This window comes from Dickeya sp. NCPPB 3274 (genome assembly GCF_000406205.1).
Taxonomy (GTDB): Bacteria; Pseudomonadota; Gammaproteobacteria; order Enterobacterales; family Enterobacteriaceae; genus Dickeya; species Dickeya fangzhongdai.
Genome location: NZ_CM001979.1, coordinates 2,014,393 through 2,030,290 on the forward strand (window position 1 = coordinate 2,014,393; position 15,898 = coordinate 2,030,290).

Here is a 15,898-nt window from a genome sequence, read left to right on the forward strand (position 1 = left end):
TGGGTTTTGCTTATCATAAGCGACATTCTGCAAAACAATGGAGTCGGTGATGAGTAAAATCCTGCATTATGTTTTTGATCCCCTGTGTGGATGGTGTTACGGCGCCTCCCCAACCGTCGCCGCGCTGGCCGATCACCCGGCGTTTCGTTTGGAACTGTCGCCGAGCGGGCTGTTCGCCGATGAGGGCGCGCGGCCGATGAATGACGAGTTTGCCGCTTATGCCTGGAGCAATGACCAGCGTATCGCCCGGTTAACCGGCCAGCCTTTTTCCGAGCGTTATCGCCAGCAGGTGTTGGGTGACCGTCAGCAGGTGTTTGACAGCGGCGCGGCGACGCTGGCGCTGACCGCGGTTGCGTTGACCGAGCCATCGCGGGAAGTCGCGGCGCTCAAGGCGATTCAGCAGGCGCGTTATGTAGACGCCCGGGATGTCACGCGCCGCGAAAGCCTGGCGGTGTTGCTGAGTGAGGCGGGAATGACGCTGGCGGCGGTGCGGTTGTCGCAACCCGACGCGGCTTTGCTGGCAGCCACTCAGGCGCGCATCGGGCAAACGCGGGGGTTGATGTCGGCGTTAGGGGTTCACGGTGTGCCGACGTTTATCCTTGAGGAAGGCGGGCGGCACCAACTCGTCCGCAGTGACGCCGTCTATTCCGATCCGCAGGCGTTTATCAAACAGTTGCTGTCGGCGTGATGGTATAGCCATACCACCAGCAGCGTCCGCGGCCTTTGCGGCGGCGATACATGAACGAGGAAACGTGAGATGCAGACCAATTTGGATATTATCCGTGCCACCTATGAAGGCACATCCGAAGAGAATGGCAAGCAGTTGTTATCGGTACTGGCACCGGACGCGGTCTGGATTGAGGCGGCGGGCTTCCCTTATGCCGGTACTTACGTCGGTCCGCAGCAGATTGTCGATGGCGTGTTTCATCGGCTGGCGACCGAATGGGAAGGGTATCAGGCGCAGGTCCACACCTATCTGGCGGACGGCGATCGGGTGGCGGCCTTTGGCGTCTATTCAGGGACGTACCGTGCGACGGGCAAGGCGATGACGGCGACGTTCGCCCATCTTTATCAACTGCGCGCAGGGCAGATTATCCGCATGGAGCAGTATGTGGACAGCGCGATGGTGTGTCAGGCGATGGAAACAGCCTGAGCGGCGGCGTTAAATCCGGGGTGTGGTTAAGCTGAATATCCAGCCCTGACGCGCAGGGGTACGGTATAGCGCGCGGTATTGGTATCGAGGCATGTTGCCAATCAGGCCGCCAGCGGCGGCCTGATTGCGCGATCAGGAAACGTGTTGCAGAAACTCGCGCAGACGATCGCTGGGCGGATTCGAAATCAACGCATCCGGATGGCCGTCTTCGGCAATACGGCCTTTATCGATGAAGATCAGGCGGGAAGCCACTTTCTGGGCAAAACCCACTTCGTGGGTCACGATGACCATAGTCATGCCTTCTTCGGCCAGATCCTTCATCACGTTCAGCACTTCATGGCGCAGCTCCGGGTCCAGCGCCGAGGTCGGCTCGTCAAACAGCATCAGCTTAGGTTTGACCGCCAGCGCCCGGGCGATCGCCACACGTTGCTGCTGCCCGCCGGACAGTTCGGACGGGTAGTGATGCGCGCGTTCCGCCAGACCCACTTTGCCCAACAGCTCACGGGCCAGTTTCTCCGCGTCGGCCTTGCTGGCGCCGCGCACCCGAATCGGGCCGAAGGCGACGTTTTCCAGCGCGGTCAGGTGCGGGAACAGGTAGAACTGCTGGAACACCATGCCGGCCTCCTGACGAATCAGGCGCTCGTCCACTTTCGGATCGTTGACGGTCAGACCGTCCACCACCAGCTCGCCGCTGCTGATTTCTTCCAGCTTGTTGATGCAGCGCAGCAGGGTGGATTTCCCGGAGCCGGACGGCCCGATAATCACCACCACTTCACCCTGATTGATGTTCAGGTTGATGTCGTGCAGTACCTGAGTCTGACCGTAGTGTTTCGATACGTTTTTGAATTCAATCATATAATCTTCAGTCTTCTTTCCAGCCAGCGCATTCCAATGGTAAGAACCAGTGTAATGACCAGGTAGATAATCGCCGTGGCAGTCAGTATTTCCAGCGCGCGGAAATTACCCGCAATGATTTCCTGTGCCTGACGCGTCAGCTCAGATACACCAATCACGATACACAATGACGTGTCTTTAATACTGATGATCCACTGGTTACCCAGCGGGGGCAACATACGGCGCAATGCCAGCGGCGTAATGACATGACGCAACGTGGCGCGGTGCGATAATCCCAGCGCCAGGCCGGCTTCGGTAAAGCCTTTATGGATGGACAGCACCGCACCACGCGTAATTTCGGCGATGTAGGCGCCCGAGTTAATCATGATAGTGATTACGGCTGCGGTAACAGGGTCGATACGAACCGATGTCAATACCATGGGGAGGGCGAAGTAGATGTACATTATCTGTATCACCATGGGGGTGCCACGGATCACTTCGATAAAGACCAACGCGATGCGATTGGATAGCCACCCGCCATAGACGCGGGCAAATCCCGCAACGACGCCAATAACCAGGCCGCCCAATAGACCCAGCACGGAAATCAGCAGAGTCATTTGGGCCCCTTCCAGCAACTGAGGGATAGACGGCCAAATGACACTCCAGTCAAACTGCATGAACATTCTCCAGCAATGATAACGCCATAATGGCAAGGCGCCGCCCGGTCTTCCCGGCGGCACCGCAAAAGCGATTCAACCTGTCAGGTGTCCTACCCGTTATTTCGGGTCGGTACCGAACCATTTTTTGTAGATGGCGGCGTAGGTGCCGTTGTCGCGCAGGGTTTTCAGCGCGCCGTTTACCTTGTTACGCAGCTCGTCGCTGCCTTTCGGGAAGGCGACGCCGTACTGCTGTGCCTTGATCGATTCGCCTACGGTTTTGAACTTGCCGTTGCCGGCGGTTTTGATGAAGTACAGGATATTCGGCGTGTCATGCAACACGGCGTCGGCACGGTTGGTGCCCAGTTCCAGATAGGCGTTGTCGATGTTCGGGAACTGGCGCAGTTCCTTGGTTTTGATGTTGGCTTTAGCGTAATCGACCGAACCGGTGCCGCTCTTCACCGCCACCACTTTGCCGGCCAGATCCTGCTCGCCTTTGATGTCCTGATTGTCGGCGCGCACCATCACCAGCAGGCCGCTGTTGTAGTAACCGTCCGAGAAATCGATTGCGCGTTTGCGCTCTTCGGTAATGGTAATGCCTGCCAGCGCCAGATCCACGTTGCGGGTCTGCAGCGCCGGGATGATGCCGCTGAAATCCATCGGCTTCAGGGTGTAATTCAGGTTCAGTTGCTTGGCGATGGCATCCCACAGGTCGATGTCAAAACCGACGTACTTGTCGCCTTGCTTGAATTCAAACGGCACGAACGCGGTGTCGGTCGCCACGAGCAGCGGTTTCTCCGCCGCCTGACCGGACAGGCTGAAGGCCAGCGCAAGTGCGGCCAGTGAAGCTTTAAATAACGATTTCATCAAAACGTCCTTCCTCTCGTTGGTTATATATTCCGCTGTCTTACCGCACCTTACGGGTTTGCTGCGTCAGCCCCGGCATGCAGGCATGGGGCCGATGGCCCGGCATCGGTCTGGTCACCCGCCGTACTGTTATTCAGGGGGCGGTGGAGAAAACAGGGGGAGTCGTTGCCAAAACAGGACGGGTAGACCCGCTAATTATTATGGTGCATCCATCAGAAACGCCTATGGAATGCGCTGCTATGAATAACTGAATTGTGCAGGGGACACAACCGTTGATTACGTTCCGGGGACAATATTGCTAACAAGCGCTAACTTTTTGTACGTTTTGCACCGCACATTCGAGCGATTTGCGTAGTGATGCAAAAAAAACGCATATTATTTCAGGTTGTCTCATGGCGCTAAAATAGCGGGAAACGGCGTGGATGAAACCGCAAAAGGAGGATGAGTCAGTGGGAAGGGCGGGGAAACCCGGCGGCTGGGCCGCCGGTCGTCATTGATGAATTATTCGATGTTGGCTTCGATGAACCACAGGTACTGATCCAGATCGCGGGACGCGGCGGTGAGCATGTCCGCGGTATCTTCGTCCTGTGCCTGACTGATGGCTTTGCGGACGGTGTTCGCCACGACGGCGTAGCGATCCGCCAGGGCCTTCAGGTGGTCCTGTACGCTGTGGATAGTGAGCGGGTAGCTCTTCAGCGCGGTTTTCTCGTGGACGACCTGAGTGGTGCCGGTCGCCACGCCGCCCAACTGCACCACGCGCTCGGCGAAGGTGTCCAGGTGGGTAATCAGCGAGGTGCGGAAGGTATCCAGCATCTCATGTACGGCGATGAAGTTCGCCCCGCGCATGTTCCAGTGCGCCTGCTTGGTGATCAGCGACAGATCGGTAAAGTCCACGACCAGCTGATTGAGCAGGGCGATGGTCGAGGCTTTAACGTTATCGTCCAGATCGTTACGGGTGAAAATAAGATCAGCGGAAGCTGCTTTTACCAGTTTGGCTGTACGCATAGTATTATCCTCTTTATTTCCGTTATTACTGATAATGATTCTGGCTGTCAACGAAGCGAATTATAGCAGCCGATGTGAGCGGAAGATGCTCAGTTCGGTCTATTACAGGAATAGACTCAGTCATCTAAGGGCATCGCCTTGCCGGCACGCTATTTATCATTCGAATCAGCCGGTAAAATAGTCGAAAAGGATGGGTTGGATATTGATATAAATTACAATATGTTGCGTTGATTCGTGACGAGGGAAAATCGGCGATATTTCACCTTTAGTGCTATTTTAATATGCAATTCTTTTCAGAATGTGTCCGCTGGAAATTAAGTCAGCCGACGGGATAGTCACACGAAATGATATTTCCCGGCCGGGACTGGCCGGGGAAACGGTTATTTTCAGGCGGAGCGGCGATGACGCCGCTTATTCAGGACGAGGCGAATCTCAGGACGAGGCCGATGCAGCGTTCTTTTTCGCGCTAAGCGTGGTGCCCAGCGAGGCGATAATGATAAACGCCAGCGCCAGCCACTGGATGAGTGATAGATGCTCGTTCAGAAAGATAATGCCGGATATGGCCGCCACGGCGGGTTCCAGACTCATCAGCGTGCTGAAGGTGCGCGTCGGCAACCGGGTCAGCGCCAACATCTCCAGCGTATACGGCAAGGCGGTAGAGAGCACCGCCACCGCAATGCCGATCGGCAGAATACTGAGTGAAAACAGGCTGTTGATGTCGGAAAACAGCAGACCTATCGGGCAATACACCAGCGCGGCGATCAGCGACCCCATCGCCACGGTACCGGCGCCGTGGCTGGCGCCCGCTTTCTGACCAAACAGAATATAGCCCGCCCAGCAGGCGCCGGCGCCAACCGCGAAGGCGGCGCCGGTCAGATCCACATTATCAATATGTTGCCCAAGCGGCAGCAGTAGCCACAGCCCGGCGGCGGCCAGCAATACCCACATGAAGTCCAGCAGACGACGAGAGGCCAGAATCGCCACCGCCAGCGGCCCGGTGAACTCCAGCGCCACCACGATCCCCAGTGGTACGGTGCGCAGCGCCAGATAGAACAGATAATTCATGCCGCCCAACGTGATGCCGTAGACCAGCAACGGCAACCGATCCGAGCCGAAATGCAGCCGCCAGGGTTTGAACACCACCAGCAGGATCAACGCGCCTATCGCCAGGCGCAGCGCCGTCATGCCGGACGCGCCGATCAGCGGGAAGACCATCTTGGCCATCGCCGCGCCGGTCTGGATAGAAAGCATGGCGATGATGATCAGTAATACCGGCAGGAATACAGAGTTTTTGAATGTGGAAATCAAGGTCATTGCAGGGCCTTAAAATTCAATGTGCAACCAGAAAAAAGCAGGCAATAAATGAACAAATTATTCCAGGTTAGTTTACTCTTATTGACCTTAATTTACTCTCCATTTGAAAATCTTTTTTTTGATATAAATTCAGTTTGAAAATTAATCAAAAAATTAAGAAAACTCCGTATCGAAGCGCAGCGGAACATTTATTTTTTCATATCACTTTGAACTTTATTTGTGATTTTAAATCAATGGCTTAAATTGAAAATGAAATGAATTGTTACATGTTTGACCTAATTGAAAAATAATAACCAGGCGGCATGTGCCCTAATTTTTTGTTATATTTGCCTCGCTTAAATCTTCTTTCGTAAGATAATTCGAGGCATATTATGAAAAAAATCGCGTGTCTTTCCGCTCTGGCTTGTGTTCTGGCCGTAAGCGCAGGTACTGCAGTGGCTGGTGAAAGCACTGTATCTCTTGGTTATGCTCAGGGCGATGCTCAGGGCGTGCAGAACAAGCTGCCGGGTTTCAACCTGAAATACCGTTACGAATTCGATAACAGCCAGCTGGGCGTAGTAGGGTCTTTCACCTACCTGCAAGACAGCCAGACTGTTAACGGTACTTACGACAAAGCGCAGTACTACGGCTTCAGCGCGGGTCCGTCTTTCCGTTTCAACGACTGGGCGAGCATCTACGGTCTGGTTGGCGTGAGCGCGGCTAAATTCACCGCCAACAACACCAACGGTTCTTCCAACAACAGCTCCAGCGATGCGGGCTTTGTATACGGGGCCGGTCTGCAGTTCAACCCGGTTCAGAACGTAGCCTTTGATGTTGGTTACGAGCAGAGCCGTGTCCGCAGCGTTGACGTAGGCAGCTGGAACGTGGGCGTAGGCTACCGTTTCTAATCGCGCCATGCGTTGCACGCACTGCGTGAAACGATGTGTTCTGAAAAATCCGCCCGACAGGGCGGATTTTTTTATGGCTGCGGCAAGCCCGCCAGCAATTTTTTGAGCAGCAGGTTGAGCTGTTGCTGTTCGTCTTCATTCAGTGACGCCAGCACCTGTCGCTCATTGTCAGTATGCAGCGTCACCAGCGTATCCATCAGTTCCCGCCCTTGTTCCGTCAGCGTCACCAGCGTCCCACGACGATCCTGCGGGTTGCTCTGACGCGCCACCCACTGCGCTTGTTCCAGCCTGTCGATGCGGTTGGTCATGCCGCCTGACGACATCATCAGCGCTTCGTACAACTGCGTGGGCGTCAGCGCATAGGGCGCGCCGCTGCGCCGCAACGTCGCCAGCACGTCAAACTCGCCGGGACGCAGACCGAAACGGGTGAACAGCGGGTTGAGATGGTCCCGTTCGAGTCGCTGGGCGGCTTCGAACAGCCGACCCAGTACCTGCATCGGGAACGGGTCAATATCCGGCCTTTCCCGCCGCCATTGTTCATAAGCGTTATCTGCACGATCTGTCATAAGTGTAATTTATCTTGACGTTAAGATTCTTTTTGTGAAGATATTCTACGGACAATACATGTCGTCGTTCAAGTATCAGAGGGTCATAAGGAGCGTTATGTCACACGCAATTCGTGCAGGATCACTGTTTTTTGTCGTCATTACCGTCATGTTGCTGGGGCTGAATCTCCGGCCGGTGCTGGCAGGCGTCGGGCCGCTGCTGTCGCGGATTCAGGCGGCGACCGGCATGGGGGATACGCAGGCTGGCCTGCTGACTACGTTGCCGGTATTCGCCATGGGAATCTGCGCCCTGTATGGCGGCTGGCTACAGGCCAGACTGGGAGAATACCGCGGCATCGGCATCGGCATTGTCGGGATTGCGGTCGCCTGCCTGCTGCGCTGCTGGCTGACCAGCACCGCCGGGTTGTTGCTGACCGCTGCGCTGGCCGGTATCGGCATCGCGCTGATTCAGGCGTTGATGCCATCGTTTTTGCGGCGCAGTTTCAGTCGGCAAAGCAGCCGGCTTATGGGGTTGTACACGACCGCCATCATGGCCGGCGCAGCGCTGGCGGCGGCCAGCATCTCGCCGCTGGCGGACATCATTGACTGGGACGGCGCGCTGGCGATATGGGGCGGGCTGGCGACGCTGGCGACGCTGGCCTGGCTGATTACGGTGTCGCTGAGTCCGATGCCGGATACCGCGCCGCGTTCGGGTTCAGCGCCTGCGTCGTCGCAGAACCGGGCCTGGGCGCTGATGATCTTTTTCGGCATCGGCACCGCCGCGTATACCCTGGTGCTGGCCTGGCTGCCGCCGTATTACACCCAGCTTGGCTGGAGCCCCGCCCGTAGCGGGTTATTGCTGGGCGGGCTGACGCTGACCGAAGTGGTGGCCGGGCTGCTGGTTTCGTTGCTGATCAACCGCTTCCCGGACCGGCGTTATCTGTTGTTGCCGGTATTGGTATTGCTGCTGCTGGGAATGGCCGGCCTGATGCTGGCGCCGCAGACGCTGGTGTTGCCGATCATGATTGCGCTGGGGTTGGGCATTGGCGCGCTGTTTCCGCTGTCGCTGATTATCGCGCTGGATCAGGTGGACGACCCGCGTCAGGCGGGCGCGCTGATGGGGTTTGTGCAAGGAGGCGGTTATCTGATCGCCAGCCTGATGCCGCTGCTGGCGGGTGTCATCCGGCAGTACACCAGCGGTCTGGGGCAGGCCTGGCTTATCATGGCGGCGGGGGTCGTGGTGCTGATCCTGATGGCGCTGCGTTTCGCTCCGCGCCGTCAGGTTCCGGCGTCGGCCTAACGGCGTGAAAACGCCAACTGCGGCGTCAGGAACAGGTTGCGGAAGTATTCCCGAACCGCCTGCATCGCCGGGGTAAACTCGGCGTCGTGAGACCAGGCTAGCCCGACGCTCATCGGATGCACCCGGTCTTTCAGCGATCGGGTTTCGATACGCCGCCCCTCAAGCGACCAGGGGCGGTACACCAGATCGGACAGGATCGCCACTCCCAGCCCGTTCGCCACCATGCTGCGCACCGCCTCCACGGAACTGGTGCGCAGCATCACTTTCGGGCGATGCCCGCTCAATTCCCAATAGCGCATGGCGCTGTGATCCGCTTCATCCACCGTCAACATGATAAACGGTTCGTCGGCGACATCCGCCAGACTCACCTCCGGTTTGTCGCACAATGGGTGACGGCTGGGCAGCCATAGCCGTCGCTCCGAATTAAACAGGGGCTCGGCGGTGATTTCCGGGTGGGTAATGTTGGCGGTCAGCACCAGCGATAAATCCAGCGAACGATCCAGCAACCCCGTTTCGATGTCCTGCCGCTCGCGTTCGTTGAGATGAATGGTGACGTGAGGAAAGCCGTATGACAGCCGCTGCAGATGAAACGGCAGAAAATACCCCATCACCGTATAGCTGGCGGCCATGTTAAGCGAACCGGCGATACGGTTGTCGGTCAGCGGAATATGCATGGCGTCATCCACGCTGCGCAGCACGGCGTAGGCGTGATTAAGGAAGTAGCTGCCGTTTTCGGTCAGCGTCATGCCGTGCACCGAGCGCAGGAACAGCGGTTTTCCCAGCAGGTTTTCCAGCTCCTGAATCGCGGTGGTGACCGCCGACTGCGAGATATTGAGGTGAATCGCCGCCTGGGATATCTGGCCCATCTCCGCGGTGGCGATGAAGTAGCGGATTTGGCGCAATGTGACCATGGCATGCCCCTTGTCGGTGAGCGTTCTGTTTTTCAGATAGCGAGCATTCTGAAAATACGTCTTTCCGAATAGAAAATAGTGGTTCTATATTATTTTTAAACAAAACCATCACAAATAAGAAATAATTATGAAATATGAAATCGATCTGAATTCCGATATGGGCGAAAACTTTGGTCCCTGGAAAATAGGCGATGACGTTGATCGGCAGATTATGCCTTATATAAGTTCCGCCAATATTGCCGCCGGATTTCACGCCGGCGATCCTTCTACCATGCGGCAGACCATTGAGTGGGCCAGCGATTATGGCGTCGCGGTCGGCGCGCATCCCGGATTTCGCGATTTGGTCGGTTTTGGCCGGCGGCATATTCATAGTCAGCCGCAGGAAGTGGTGAATGACATTCTGTATCAGCTTGGGGCATTGCGTGAATTTACCCGGCTGTATCAATTACCGTTGCAGCACGTCAAACCGCACGGTGCGCTTTATATGCATCTGGCGCGCGATCAGCCGTCCGCGCAGCTGTTTGTGGAAACCCTACATCGGTTAGACCCCGAATTACGGCTGTTTTGCCTGCATGGGTCATGGGTCTGGCAGGAAGCAAAAAAACTGCAACATCCGGTTATTTGTGAATTTTATGGCGACAGGGAATACGACGCCAGCGGCTCTATCGTATTTACCCGCCGGGTGGGCGAGCTGGACCCGGCGCGGGTGGCGGCGAAAGTGGTGCGCGCCTGTGTGGAAGGCAAAGTGACGACGGTTGACGGCGACGATATTCACGTCGAGTTTGATTCGATTTGTATTCATAGCGATACGCCCGGCGCGCTGACATTAATTAAAACGACCCGGGAAGCATTGAATAACGCCAATATTCACGTGCGTTCGCCATTGCGGAATAGTTTTAATAATCGGTAATTGATAAATAATTATACCCAAAATAATTCGAGTTGCAGGAAGGCGGCAAGTGAGTGAATCCCGATGAGCTTACTCAGGTAAGTGATTCGGGTGAACGAGTGTAGCCAACGCACCTGCAACTTGAAGTATGACGGGTATATAAGGATTGAGGCTAATGAAAACATATGAGGTTTGTTCTCCGTTACCGGGTATTTTTTATCGTCAGCCCGCACCGGACACTCCCGCGTTTATTGAAGAAAATACCCCGGTTACCGCAAATAGCGTTATTGGTCTGGTCGAGGTCATGAAACAGTTCAGTGAAATTTATGCGGAGCAGGCTGGTGAATTGGTGTCTTTCTGTGTGAATAGCGGTGATGCGCTGGAGCCGGGGCAGGTAATAGCCATCATAAAAATCGATGAATAACGGTAAAACCTACCCTATATCCTCATTATTACGTCATCAGGAGCAAAGCGAAGATGCGTCAGCCGATCAAAAAATTGCTTATCGCCAACCGGGGGGAAATTGCCGTTCGCATTATTCATGCCGCCCGTAGTCTGGGGATTGCCACAGTGGCCGCCTGTAGCGAGGCCGATGTCGATTCGCTGCCCGTGCGTCTGGCGGATGAAAAGGTGCTGCTGGGGCCGGCGCGCGCCGACCAGAGTTACCTGAATCAGGCCGCGTTGTTGCAGGCGGCCAGCGACAGCGGGGCGGATGCGGTACATCCGGGATACGGTTTTCTGTCTGAGAACGCCGCCTTCGCCGACGCGGTGGAGCAGGCTGGGCTGGTGTTTGTCGGCCCGACGGCCGAAACCATTCGCATGATGGGCGACAAGGCCGTGGCGCGGCACACCGCGCAGGCGGCGGGGGTGCCGGTTGTGCCCGGCTCGGGGGTGTTGTCGTCGCTGGAGGCGGCGTTACAGGCCGCCACAGCGATCGGCTATCCGCTGCTAATCAAGGCGGCGGCCGGCGGCGGCGGGCGCGGCATCCGGGTCGTCAATCATGAGGACGACCTGAAACGCGAGTTTCCGATTGCCCAGAGCGAGGCGAGGGCCGCGTTCGGATGCGGCGATGTCTATCTGGAGTTGTTTATCCGCCACGCCCGTCATATCGAAGTGCAAATTCTGGGCGACGGCGAGCGGGCGGTGCATCTGTATGAGCGCGAATGCTCGTTGCAACGTCGCCGCCAGAAAGTATTCGAAGAAGCCCCATCGCCGGCGCTGACGCCGACACAGCGCGAGGCGTTGTGTGGCAGCGCCTTGCAACTGGCGCAGCAGTTGCGTTACCGCAGCGCCGGTACGCTGGAATACCTGTTCGATGCCGAGCGGGAACAGTTTTATTTCATCGAAATGAATACCCGCATTCAGGTTGAACATCCGGTAACGGAGCGGGTTACCGGCGTCGATCTGGTGCAGTGGATGTTGCGTATCGCCGGCGGCGAACCGCTCAGTCTGCGCCAGGAGACGATTGGTCTGCATGGTCATGCCTGTGAAATGCGCATCAACGCTGAAGACCCTGCGCGTAATTTCTTCCCCTGCCCCGGCGTGGTGGACTCGCTGACCTGGCCGCAAGGCCCCGGTATTCGCATCGACAGCCATTTGTTTAGCGGTTACCGCGTCCCGCCGTATTACGACTCTCTGCTGGCCAAGCTGGTGGTATCCGGACCGACGCGCCAGCAGACGCTGGCTCGCGCCGAGCAGGCGTTGAATCAGTTGCGAATCGGCGGCATCACCACCACGCAGTCATTGCATCAATGGCTGCTGGCGGATACCCGGCTGCGCGCCGGGCACTTTGATACCACCTCGCTGGAAAGCTGGTTGCAGGCGCGAGAAGCCGAATCACTGTCGCTGTCGAAGGAGGCCTGAGATGACGTTTCCTGCAATACGCTACACCTTTGGCGGCGATGAGCACCTGTTTGCCGAGATTGACCAAGCGATGTCGCTGAGCGCGTTTTTCCGCGGACTGGCGATGACCCGTGCGCTGGAGCAGCAGGCGCTGCCCGGCGTGCTGGATATTTGCCTGGCTAATGCGTCCTTTCAGGTGCGCTTCAATCCGGATGTTATCGCGCCGCAGACGCTGCTGGAGACGGTGCAGAGCACTGAACAGCAGGCACAGACGATGACGGTGCTCGACACGCGCATCATCGAAATTCCGGTGCTGTACAACGACCCCTGGACCCACGAAACCCTGATGCGGTTTCGCGATCGCCATCAGGATCCGGCGGCTACCGATCTGGAATATGCCGCGCGCATCAACGGTTATCAGGACGTGGCGGCGTTTATTGCGGCGCACAGCGGCACGCCGTGGTTCGTGTCGATGGTGGGATTCGTGGCGGGATTGCCGTTCATGTTTCAGATGGTGGAACAGGCGCAACAGCTTCAGGTGCCGAAATACCTGCGACCGCGTACCGATACCCCAAAATTGTCGCTGGGGCACGGCGGCTGTTTCGGCTGTATCTATTCGGTGCGGGGGGCGGGCGGCTACCAGCTGTTTGGCGTCACCCCGGCACCGATTTACGACCCGGAACAACGTCTGGACTATCTGCAATCGTCGATGGTGTTTTTCCGCGCGGGCGACATCGTGCAGTTCAAACCGATCGATCTGGCGCGTTATGAACAGGACGTACAGGCGGTTGACGCCGGTCGCTTCAGCCTGCGCATTCGCCCGGTAACGTTTGAACTGGATAAGTTCCTCGCCGACCCGGCCGGCTATCAACACTATCTTCAGGGGGTACTGTATGCAGGGTAGTAGCGCGCAGATATCGAGTGTGCGGATATCGAATGTACGGATCAATGTCATCCGGCCGGGGCTGGCGACCTCAATACAAGATGGCGGTCGCGAAGGCTATTACCACCTTGGTATTCCGCCGTCCGGCGGGCTGGATCAGTATTCGTTGCAACTGGCGAATTTGCTGGTGGGCAATCCGGCGCAGGCGGCCGTGCTGGAAATGACGTTGCTGGGGCCGGAACTGCAGTTTGAGGGCGATGCGCTGGTGGCGGTGTGCGGGGCGCGGATGTCGCCGCTGCTGGACGGTATGGCGATGCCGCTGGATACCTCGTTTGCGGTGCGTGCCGGTCAGGTGCTGCGGTTTGCGCCGACGACGGCCGGGTGCCGCGCCTATCTGGCGGTGGCGGGCGGCATCGCGGTGCCGGAGGTGCTGGGCAGCCGTTCGACCTATGCGCTTGGCGCGCTGGGCGGTTATCAGGGGCGCCGACTGGCCGCCAATGATGTGCTACCGGTGGGGGAGGCGTACCGTAAAACGGCGCCGGGTGTGACCGTGCCGGCCGACTGTCTCCAGACGCTCGACAAGCGCGTGACGCTGCGCATGGTGACCGGGTTATACATTCACCGCCTGACCCCGGCGGCGGTAGAACAATTTTTTGCCGATGACTGGCGGGTCGGCACCGAAGCCGACCGCATCGGCTACCGCCTCAAGGGCGGGGCGCCGCTGGCGTTTGAGCCGCGCACGCCGCCGTTTGGCGCCGGCTCGGATCCGTCCAATATCGTCGATGCCTGTTACCCCATCGGCTCGGTGCAGGTGCCGGGCGGTCTGGAGCCGATCATTCTGTTGCGCGATGCGGTGTCCGGCGGTGGTTACATGACGCTGGGGACGGTGATAAGCAGCGATCTGGACATCATCGGGCAACTACAACCCCACTATGGCGTTCGTTTTGCGCCCGTATCGCTGGAGGAGGCGCTGGCCGCCCGGCAACATTATCGCCGCCGTCTTGAACGGCTGACGCTGTTGTTAACGAACTAGATGTTAACGCACTGATTTCAGACGGTCCCGCCGATTTTCCCCTGCGCCAACACCAGGAACGGCGACGGCGGCGGGACCTCGTCTGACATACCGAACTACCTGCGCGACCGTGCGGCTTTTGCCGCGGCGGCGGGTGGGTTCGGCCATAACGCATGCCGCCATGTCGTATGACGTTGTAGATGTGTAGCGTGGTATGACGCTGGCGGCGTGTCATTAAATACGGGTCTGTGGAGGGGTTGCGATGGCTGAGGTATCTGATGTTCAGGGGGCAGCGGCGGCATCGCCTGCCGATACGGTGTCCGGAACGGAGCGCATGGGAAAACTATCGCTGACCATGGCCTGGTGGGCGGTGTGCAGCGCGATTTTTTATATTGTCGTGGGGGCGTCGCTGGCGCTGAATTACGGCGCGCGCAACGCCATTATCGGTATGGTGCTATCCGTCGTGTGCTACGGTTTGATCAACGCGGCCATTAGCCGCTTCGCTATTCGCAGCGGCCTGTCGGTGGCGGCATTTTCCGGCCAGTTGTTCGGCCAGGCGGGGTCGGCGCTGGCGACGCTGATCTTTTTCTCCACCGCCATTTATTACGCGGTGTTTGAAGGTTCGGTGATTGCATTCGCCATCAATCACCTGTTTCCGTCGCTGGATTATCACTGGGCCGCGTTGCTGGTGGTGCTCTACAGCGTGCCGCTGATTTTCGGCAGCGTGCAGCACTGGCTGGACAAGTTCAACGGCGTGCTGCTGCCGTTTTATCTGCTTGGGCTGGCACTGACGGTGGCGGTGTCCATTCAGCATTACGGCTATCAGCCGCAATGGTTGTCATTCGGCCCGGCATCGCCGCCCGCCTATGGCTGGTGGAACTGCTTCACTTACTACATGGGGGTGTGGATTTTGATGATGTACACCTTCGATTACGCCCGGTTTGGCCGTCAGGAAGACAGCCGGTACCACGCGCGCATCAATTTCGGCATGCCGTTCTATCTGATCACGTTTCTGTTGAACGGGGTGGTCGGCATCTATCTGGTCAGCAGTTTTGCCCAGCAGAATGGCGTCAGTGAAACCGCGGTGGTGGTGAATATCCTCAATCTGCTGGGTTTCTGGGGGCTGCTGTTCGTGTGGGTGACCCAGACACGCATCAATACCGCCAACTATTATCTGGCCACCGTCAACATGCAGGTGTTTTTTGATCGCCTGCTGCGGCTGCGTTACCGCAAGATTGTCTGGGCCTGCGTGGTAGGGGCGGCGGTCTATGTGCTAATGCTGGCGGATGTGTTCGCCTATATTTTGCAGGCGCTGGCCTACCAGGGCGTATTTGTGGTGGCGTGGGTCGGCGTGGCGCTGGCGCATATCGTCTTTCAGCGTGCGCAACCCACCGCCGCGCCAGTGCGCGCGTTTAATCCGACCGGTCTCGGCGCCTGGCTGCTGAGCGTGATAGCCGGGGTGGCGCTGATGCACGGCAGCGCCGTATGGCAGTCGTTTTCCGCGCCGGTGACCTTTGCCGTCGCGCTGGCGCTGTACGGGTTGTTGCCGCACAAGCGTAGCGCCTGAAAGCGCAGGGCAGGGATGCCCGCTGGTCCCGGCTATTCACTGCCGGACCATGTAATGTAGAGAGTACACAGCTGGAATATGACCTGCTGACCGTCACGTTACAGCAGGGCATTCCGGAAAATGAGAAGCCGGAAAACATTGCCATAGAAAACCGCAATCAGGTGGGAGTTTAGGCATTGGAACATCAACATTAATTTTTTATTGTTCCTCATTACGATGTTTGCCCCGATGGT

General features: G+C 57.6%; 17 protein-coding genes. 10 read left to right on the forward strand and 7 right to left on the reverse strand.

From position 1 onward, the window contains the following. Positions 1 to 49 precede the first annotated feature (49 nt). Both DXX3274_RS09210 and DXX3274_RS09215 read left to right on the forward strand, forming a co-directional pair. Positions 50 to 688, forward strand: coding sequence for a DsbA family protein (locus tag DXX3274_RS09210; protein WP_042859541.1), 639 nt, complete (start codon positions 50 to 52; stop codon positions 686 to 688). Between the two features lie 69 nt (positions 689 to 757). Beyond that, positions 758 to 1,153 carry a nuclear transport factor 2 family protein gene (locus DXX3274_RS09215; RefSeq protein WP_042859542.1) on the forward strand — a complete coding sequence of 132 codons (396 nt, stop codon included), beginning with the start codon at positions 758 to 760 and terminating at the stop codon, positions 1,151 to 1,153. Between the two features lie 132 nt (positions 1,154 to 1,285). Here DXX3274_RS09215 and glnQ read toward each other — a convergent pair whose 3' ends face one another. The 5 genes from glnQ to rhtA all read right to left on the reverse strand — a co-directional run bounded on the left by glnQ (position 1,286) and on the right by rhtA (position 5,829). Beyond that, the gene (glnQ, locus tag DXX3274_RS09220; protein ID WP_033568280.1) at positions 1,286 to 2,008 is read right to left on the reverse strand and encodes a glutamine ABC transporter ATP-binding protein GlnQ; all 723 of its coding nucleotides are present in this window, start codon (positions 2,006 to 2,008) and stop codon (positions 1,286 to 1,288) included. Then, complete coding sequence (gene glnP, locus DXX3274_RS09225; protein WP_038918746.1) at positions 2,005 to 2,664, reverse strand: glutamine ABC transporter permease GlnP; 660 nt, start codon at positions 2,662 to 2,664, stop codon at positions 2,005 to 2,007. Before glnP ends, glnQ begins: the two co-directional genes overlap by 4 nt. A gap of 99 nt (positions 2,665 to 2,763) precedes the next feature. Beyond that, positions 2,764 to 3,510: a glutamine ABC transporter substrate-binding protein GlnH gene (gene glnH / locus DXX3274_RS09230; RefSeq protein WP_038659690.1), complete on the reverse strand. Its 747-nt coding sequence runs from the start codon at positions 3,508 to 3,510 to the stop codon at positions 2,764 to 2,766. 501 nt (positions 3,511 to 4,011) lie between these two features. Then, positions 4,012 to 4,515: a DNA starvation/stationary phase protection protein Dps gene (gene dps / locus DXX3274_RS09235; RefSeq protein ID WP_038659687.1), complete on the reverse strand. Its 504-nt coding sequence runs from the start codon at positions 4,513 to 4,515 to the stop codon at positions 4,012 to 4,014. Positions 4,516 to 4,947: 432 nt separating this feature from the next. Continuing rightward, positions 4,948 to 5,829 carry a threonine/homoserine exporter RhtA gene (rhtA, locus tag DXX3274_RS09240; RefSeq protein WP_042859543.1) on the reverse strand — a complete coding sequence of 294 codons (882 nt, stop codon included), beginning with the start codon at positions 5,827 to 5,829 and terminating at the stop codon, positions 4,948 to 4,950. Positions 5,830 to 6,200: 371 nt separating this feature from the next. Here rhtA and ompX point away from each other — a divergent pair, with 371 nt between their 5' ends. Beyond that, positions 6,201 to 6,716, forward strand: a complete 516-nt coding sequence (ompX, locus tag DXX3274_RS09245; RefSeq protein ID WP_042859544.1) for an outer membrane protein OmpX — start codon at positions 6,201 to 6,203, stop codon at positions 6,714 to 6,716. 71 nt (positions 6,717 to 6,787) lie between these two features. Here the strand turns inward: ompX and DXX3274_RS09250 are convergent, their stop codons facing one another. Next, the gene (locus tag DXX3274_RS09250; protein WP_042859545.1) at positions 6,788 to 7,282 is read right to left on the reverse strand and encodes a MarR family winged helix-turn-helix transcriptional regulator; all 495 of its coding nucleotides are present in this window, start codon (positions 7,280 to 7,282) and stop codon (positions 6,788 to 6,790) included. 97 nt (positions 7,283 to 7,379) lie between these two features. On the opposite strand from DXX3274_RS09250, the gene DXX3274_RS09255 reads away from it, so the two are divergent. Next, positions 7,380 to 8,561, forward strand: a complete 1,182-nt coding sequence (locus DXX3274_RS09255) for an MFS transporter (RefSeq protein ID WP_042859546.1) — start codon at positions 7,380 to 7,382, stop codon at positions 8,559 to 8,561. On the opposite strand, the gene DXX3274_RS09260 is transcribed toward DXX3274_RS09255, so the two are convergent. After that, complete coding sequence (locus tag DXX3274_RS09260; RefSeq protein ID WP_042859547.1) at positions 8,558 to 9,472, reverse strand: LysR family transcriptional regulator; 915 nt, start codon at positions 9,470 to 9,472, stop codon at positions 8,558 to 8,560. The genes DXX3274_RS09255 and DXX3274_RS09260 overlap by 4 nt on opposite strands. Positions 9,473 to 9,599: 127 nt before the next feature. Between DXX3274_RS09260 and DXX3274_RS09265 the strand changes: the two genes are divergently transcribed. The 6 genes from DXX3274_RS09265 (at position 9,600) to DXX3274_RS09290 (ending at position 15,665) form a co-directional block, all read left to right on the forward strand. Then, entirely contained in the window at positions 9,600 to 10,382 is a 783-nt protein-coding gene (locus DXX3274_RS09265; RefSeq protein WP_042859549.1) for a 5-oxoprolinase subunit PxpA, read from the forward strand. 154 nt (positions 10,383 to 10,536) lie between these two features. Next, positions 10,537 to 10,785, forward strand: coding sequence for an acetyl-CoA carboxylase (locus tag DXX3274_RS09270; protein ID WP_042859550.1), 249 nt, complete (start codon positions 10,537 to 10,539; stop codon positions 10,783 to 10,785). Positions 10,786 to 10,838: 53 nt separating this feature from the next. After that, complete coding sequence (locus DXX3274_RS09275; RefSeq protein ID WP_042859551.1) at positions 10,839 to 12,224, forward strand: acetyl-CoA carboxylase biotin carboxylase subunit; 1,386 nt, start codon at positions 10,839 to 10,841, stop codon at positions 12,222 to 12,224. 1 nt (position 12,225) lies between these two features. Then, the gene (locus tag DXX3274_RS09280; protein ID WP_042859552.1) at positions 12,226 to 13,107 is read left to right on the forward strand and encodes an allophanate hydrolase subunit 1; all 882 of its coding nucleotides are present in this window, start codon (positions 12,226 to 12,228) and stop codon (positions 13,105 to 13,107) included. Next, positions 13,097 to 14,119, forward strand: coding sequence for a biotin-dependent carboxyltransferase family protein (locus DXX3274_RS09285; RefSeq protein WP_050569848.1), 1,023 nt, complete (start codon positions 13,097 to 13,099; stop codon positions 14,117 to 14,119). Before DXX3274_RS09280 ends, DXX3274_RS09285 begins: the two co-directional genes overlap by 11 nt. A gap of 241 nt (positions 14,120 to 14,360) precedes the next feature. Further along, positions 14,361 to 15,665 carry a cytosine permease gene (locus tag DXX3274_RS09290; RefSeq protein WP_042859553.1) on the forward strand — a complete coding sequence of 435 codons (1,305 nt, stop codon included), beginning with the start codon at positions 14,361 to 14,363 and terminating at the stop codon, positions 15,663 to 15,665. The last annotated feature ends 233 nt before the right edge of the window (positions 15,666 to 15,898 follow it).

What these genes read in the sequence shown, in the direction of transcription:
- DXX3274_RS09210 (WP_042859541.1), top strand. Translation starts at nt 50, where the DNA reads ATGAGTAAAATCCTGCATTATGTTTTTGATCCCCTGTGTGGATGGTGT.
- DXX3274_RS09215 (WP_042859542.1), top strand. Translation starts at nt 758, where the DNA reads ATGCAGACCAATTTGGATATTATCCGTGCCACCTATGAAGGCACATCC.
- glnQ (WP_033568280.1), bottom strand. Translation starts at nt 2,008, where the DNA reads ATGATTGAATTCAAAAACGTATCGAAACACTACGGTCAGACTCAGGTA.
- glnP (WP_038918746.1), bottom strand. Translation starts at nt 2,664, where the DNA reads ATGCAGTTTGACTGGAGTGTCATTTGGCCGTCTATCCCTCAGTTGCTG.
- glnH (WP_038659690.1), bottom strand. Translation starts at nt 3,510, where the DNA reads ATGAAATCGTTATTTAAAGCTTCACTGGCCGCACTTGCGCTGGCCTTC.
- dps (WP_038659687.1), bottom strand. Translation starts at nt 4,515, where the DNA reads ATGCGTACAGCCAAACTGGTAAAAGCAGCTTCCGCTGATCTTATTTTC.
- rhtA (WP_042859543.1), bottom strand. Translation starts at nt 5,829, where the DNA reads ATGACCTTGATTTCCACATTCAAAAACTCTGTATTCCTGCCGGTATTA.
- ompX (WP_042859544.1), top strand. Translation starts at nt 6,201, where the DNA reads ATGAAAAAAATCGCGTGTCTTTCCGCTCTGGCTTGTGTTCTGGCCGTA.
- DXX3274_RS09250 (WP_042859545.1), bottom strand. Translation starts at nt 7,282, where the DNA reads ATGACAGATCGTGCAGATAACGCTTATGAACAATGGCGGCGGGAAAGG.
- DXX3274_RS09255 (WP_042859546.1), top strand. Translation starts at nt 7,380, where the DNA reads ATGTCACACGCAATTCGTGCAGGATCACTGTTTTTTGTCGTCATTACC.
- DXX3274_RS09260 (WP_042859547.1), bottom strand. Translation starts at nt 9,472, where the DNA reads ATGGTCACATTGCGCCAAATCCGCTACTTCATCGCCACCGCGGAGATG.
- DXX3274_RS09265 (WP_042859549.1), top strand. Translation starts at nt 9,600, where the DNA reads ATGAAATATGAAATCGATCTGAATTCCGATATGGGCGAAAACTTTGGT.
- DXX3274_RS09270 (WP_042859550.1), top strand. Translation starts at nt 10,537, where the DNA reads ATGAAAACATATGAGGTTTGTTCTCCGTTACCGGGTATTTTTTATCGT.
- DXX3274_RS09275 (WP_042859551.1), top strand. Translation starts at nt 10,839, where the DNA reads ATGCGTCAGCCGATCAAAAAATTGCTTATCGCCAACCGGGGGGAAATT.
- DXX3274_RS09280 (WP_042859552.1), top strand. Translation starts at nt 12,226, where the DNA reads ATGACGTTTCCTGCAATACGCTACACCTTTGGCGGCGATGAGCACCTG.
- DXX3274_RS09285 (WP_050569848.1), top strand. Translation starts at nt 13,097, where the DNA reads ATGCAGGGTAGTAGCGCGCAGATATCGAGTGTGCGGATATCGAATGTA.
- DXX3274_RS09290 (WP_042859553.1), top strand. Translation starts at nt 14,361, where the DNA reads ATGGCTGAGGTATCTGATGTTCAGGGGGCAGCGGCGGCATCGCCTGCC.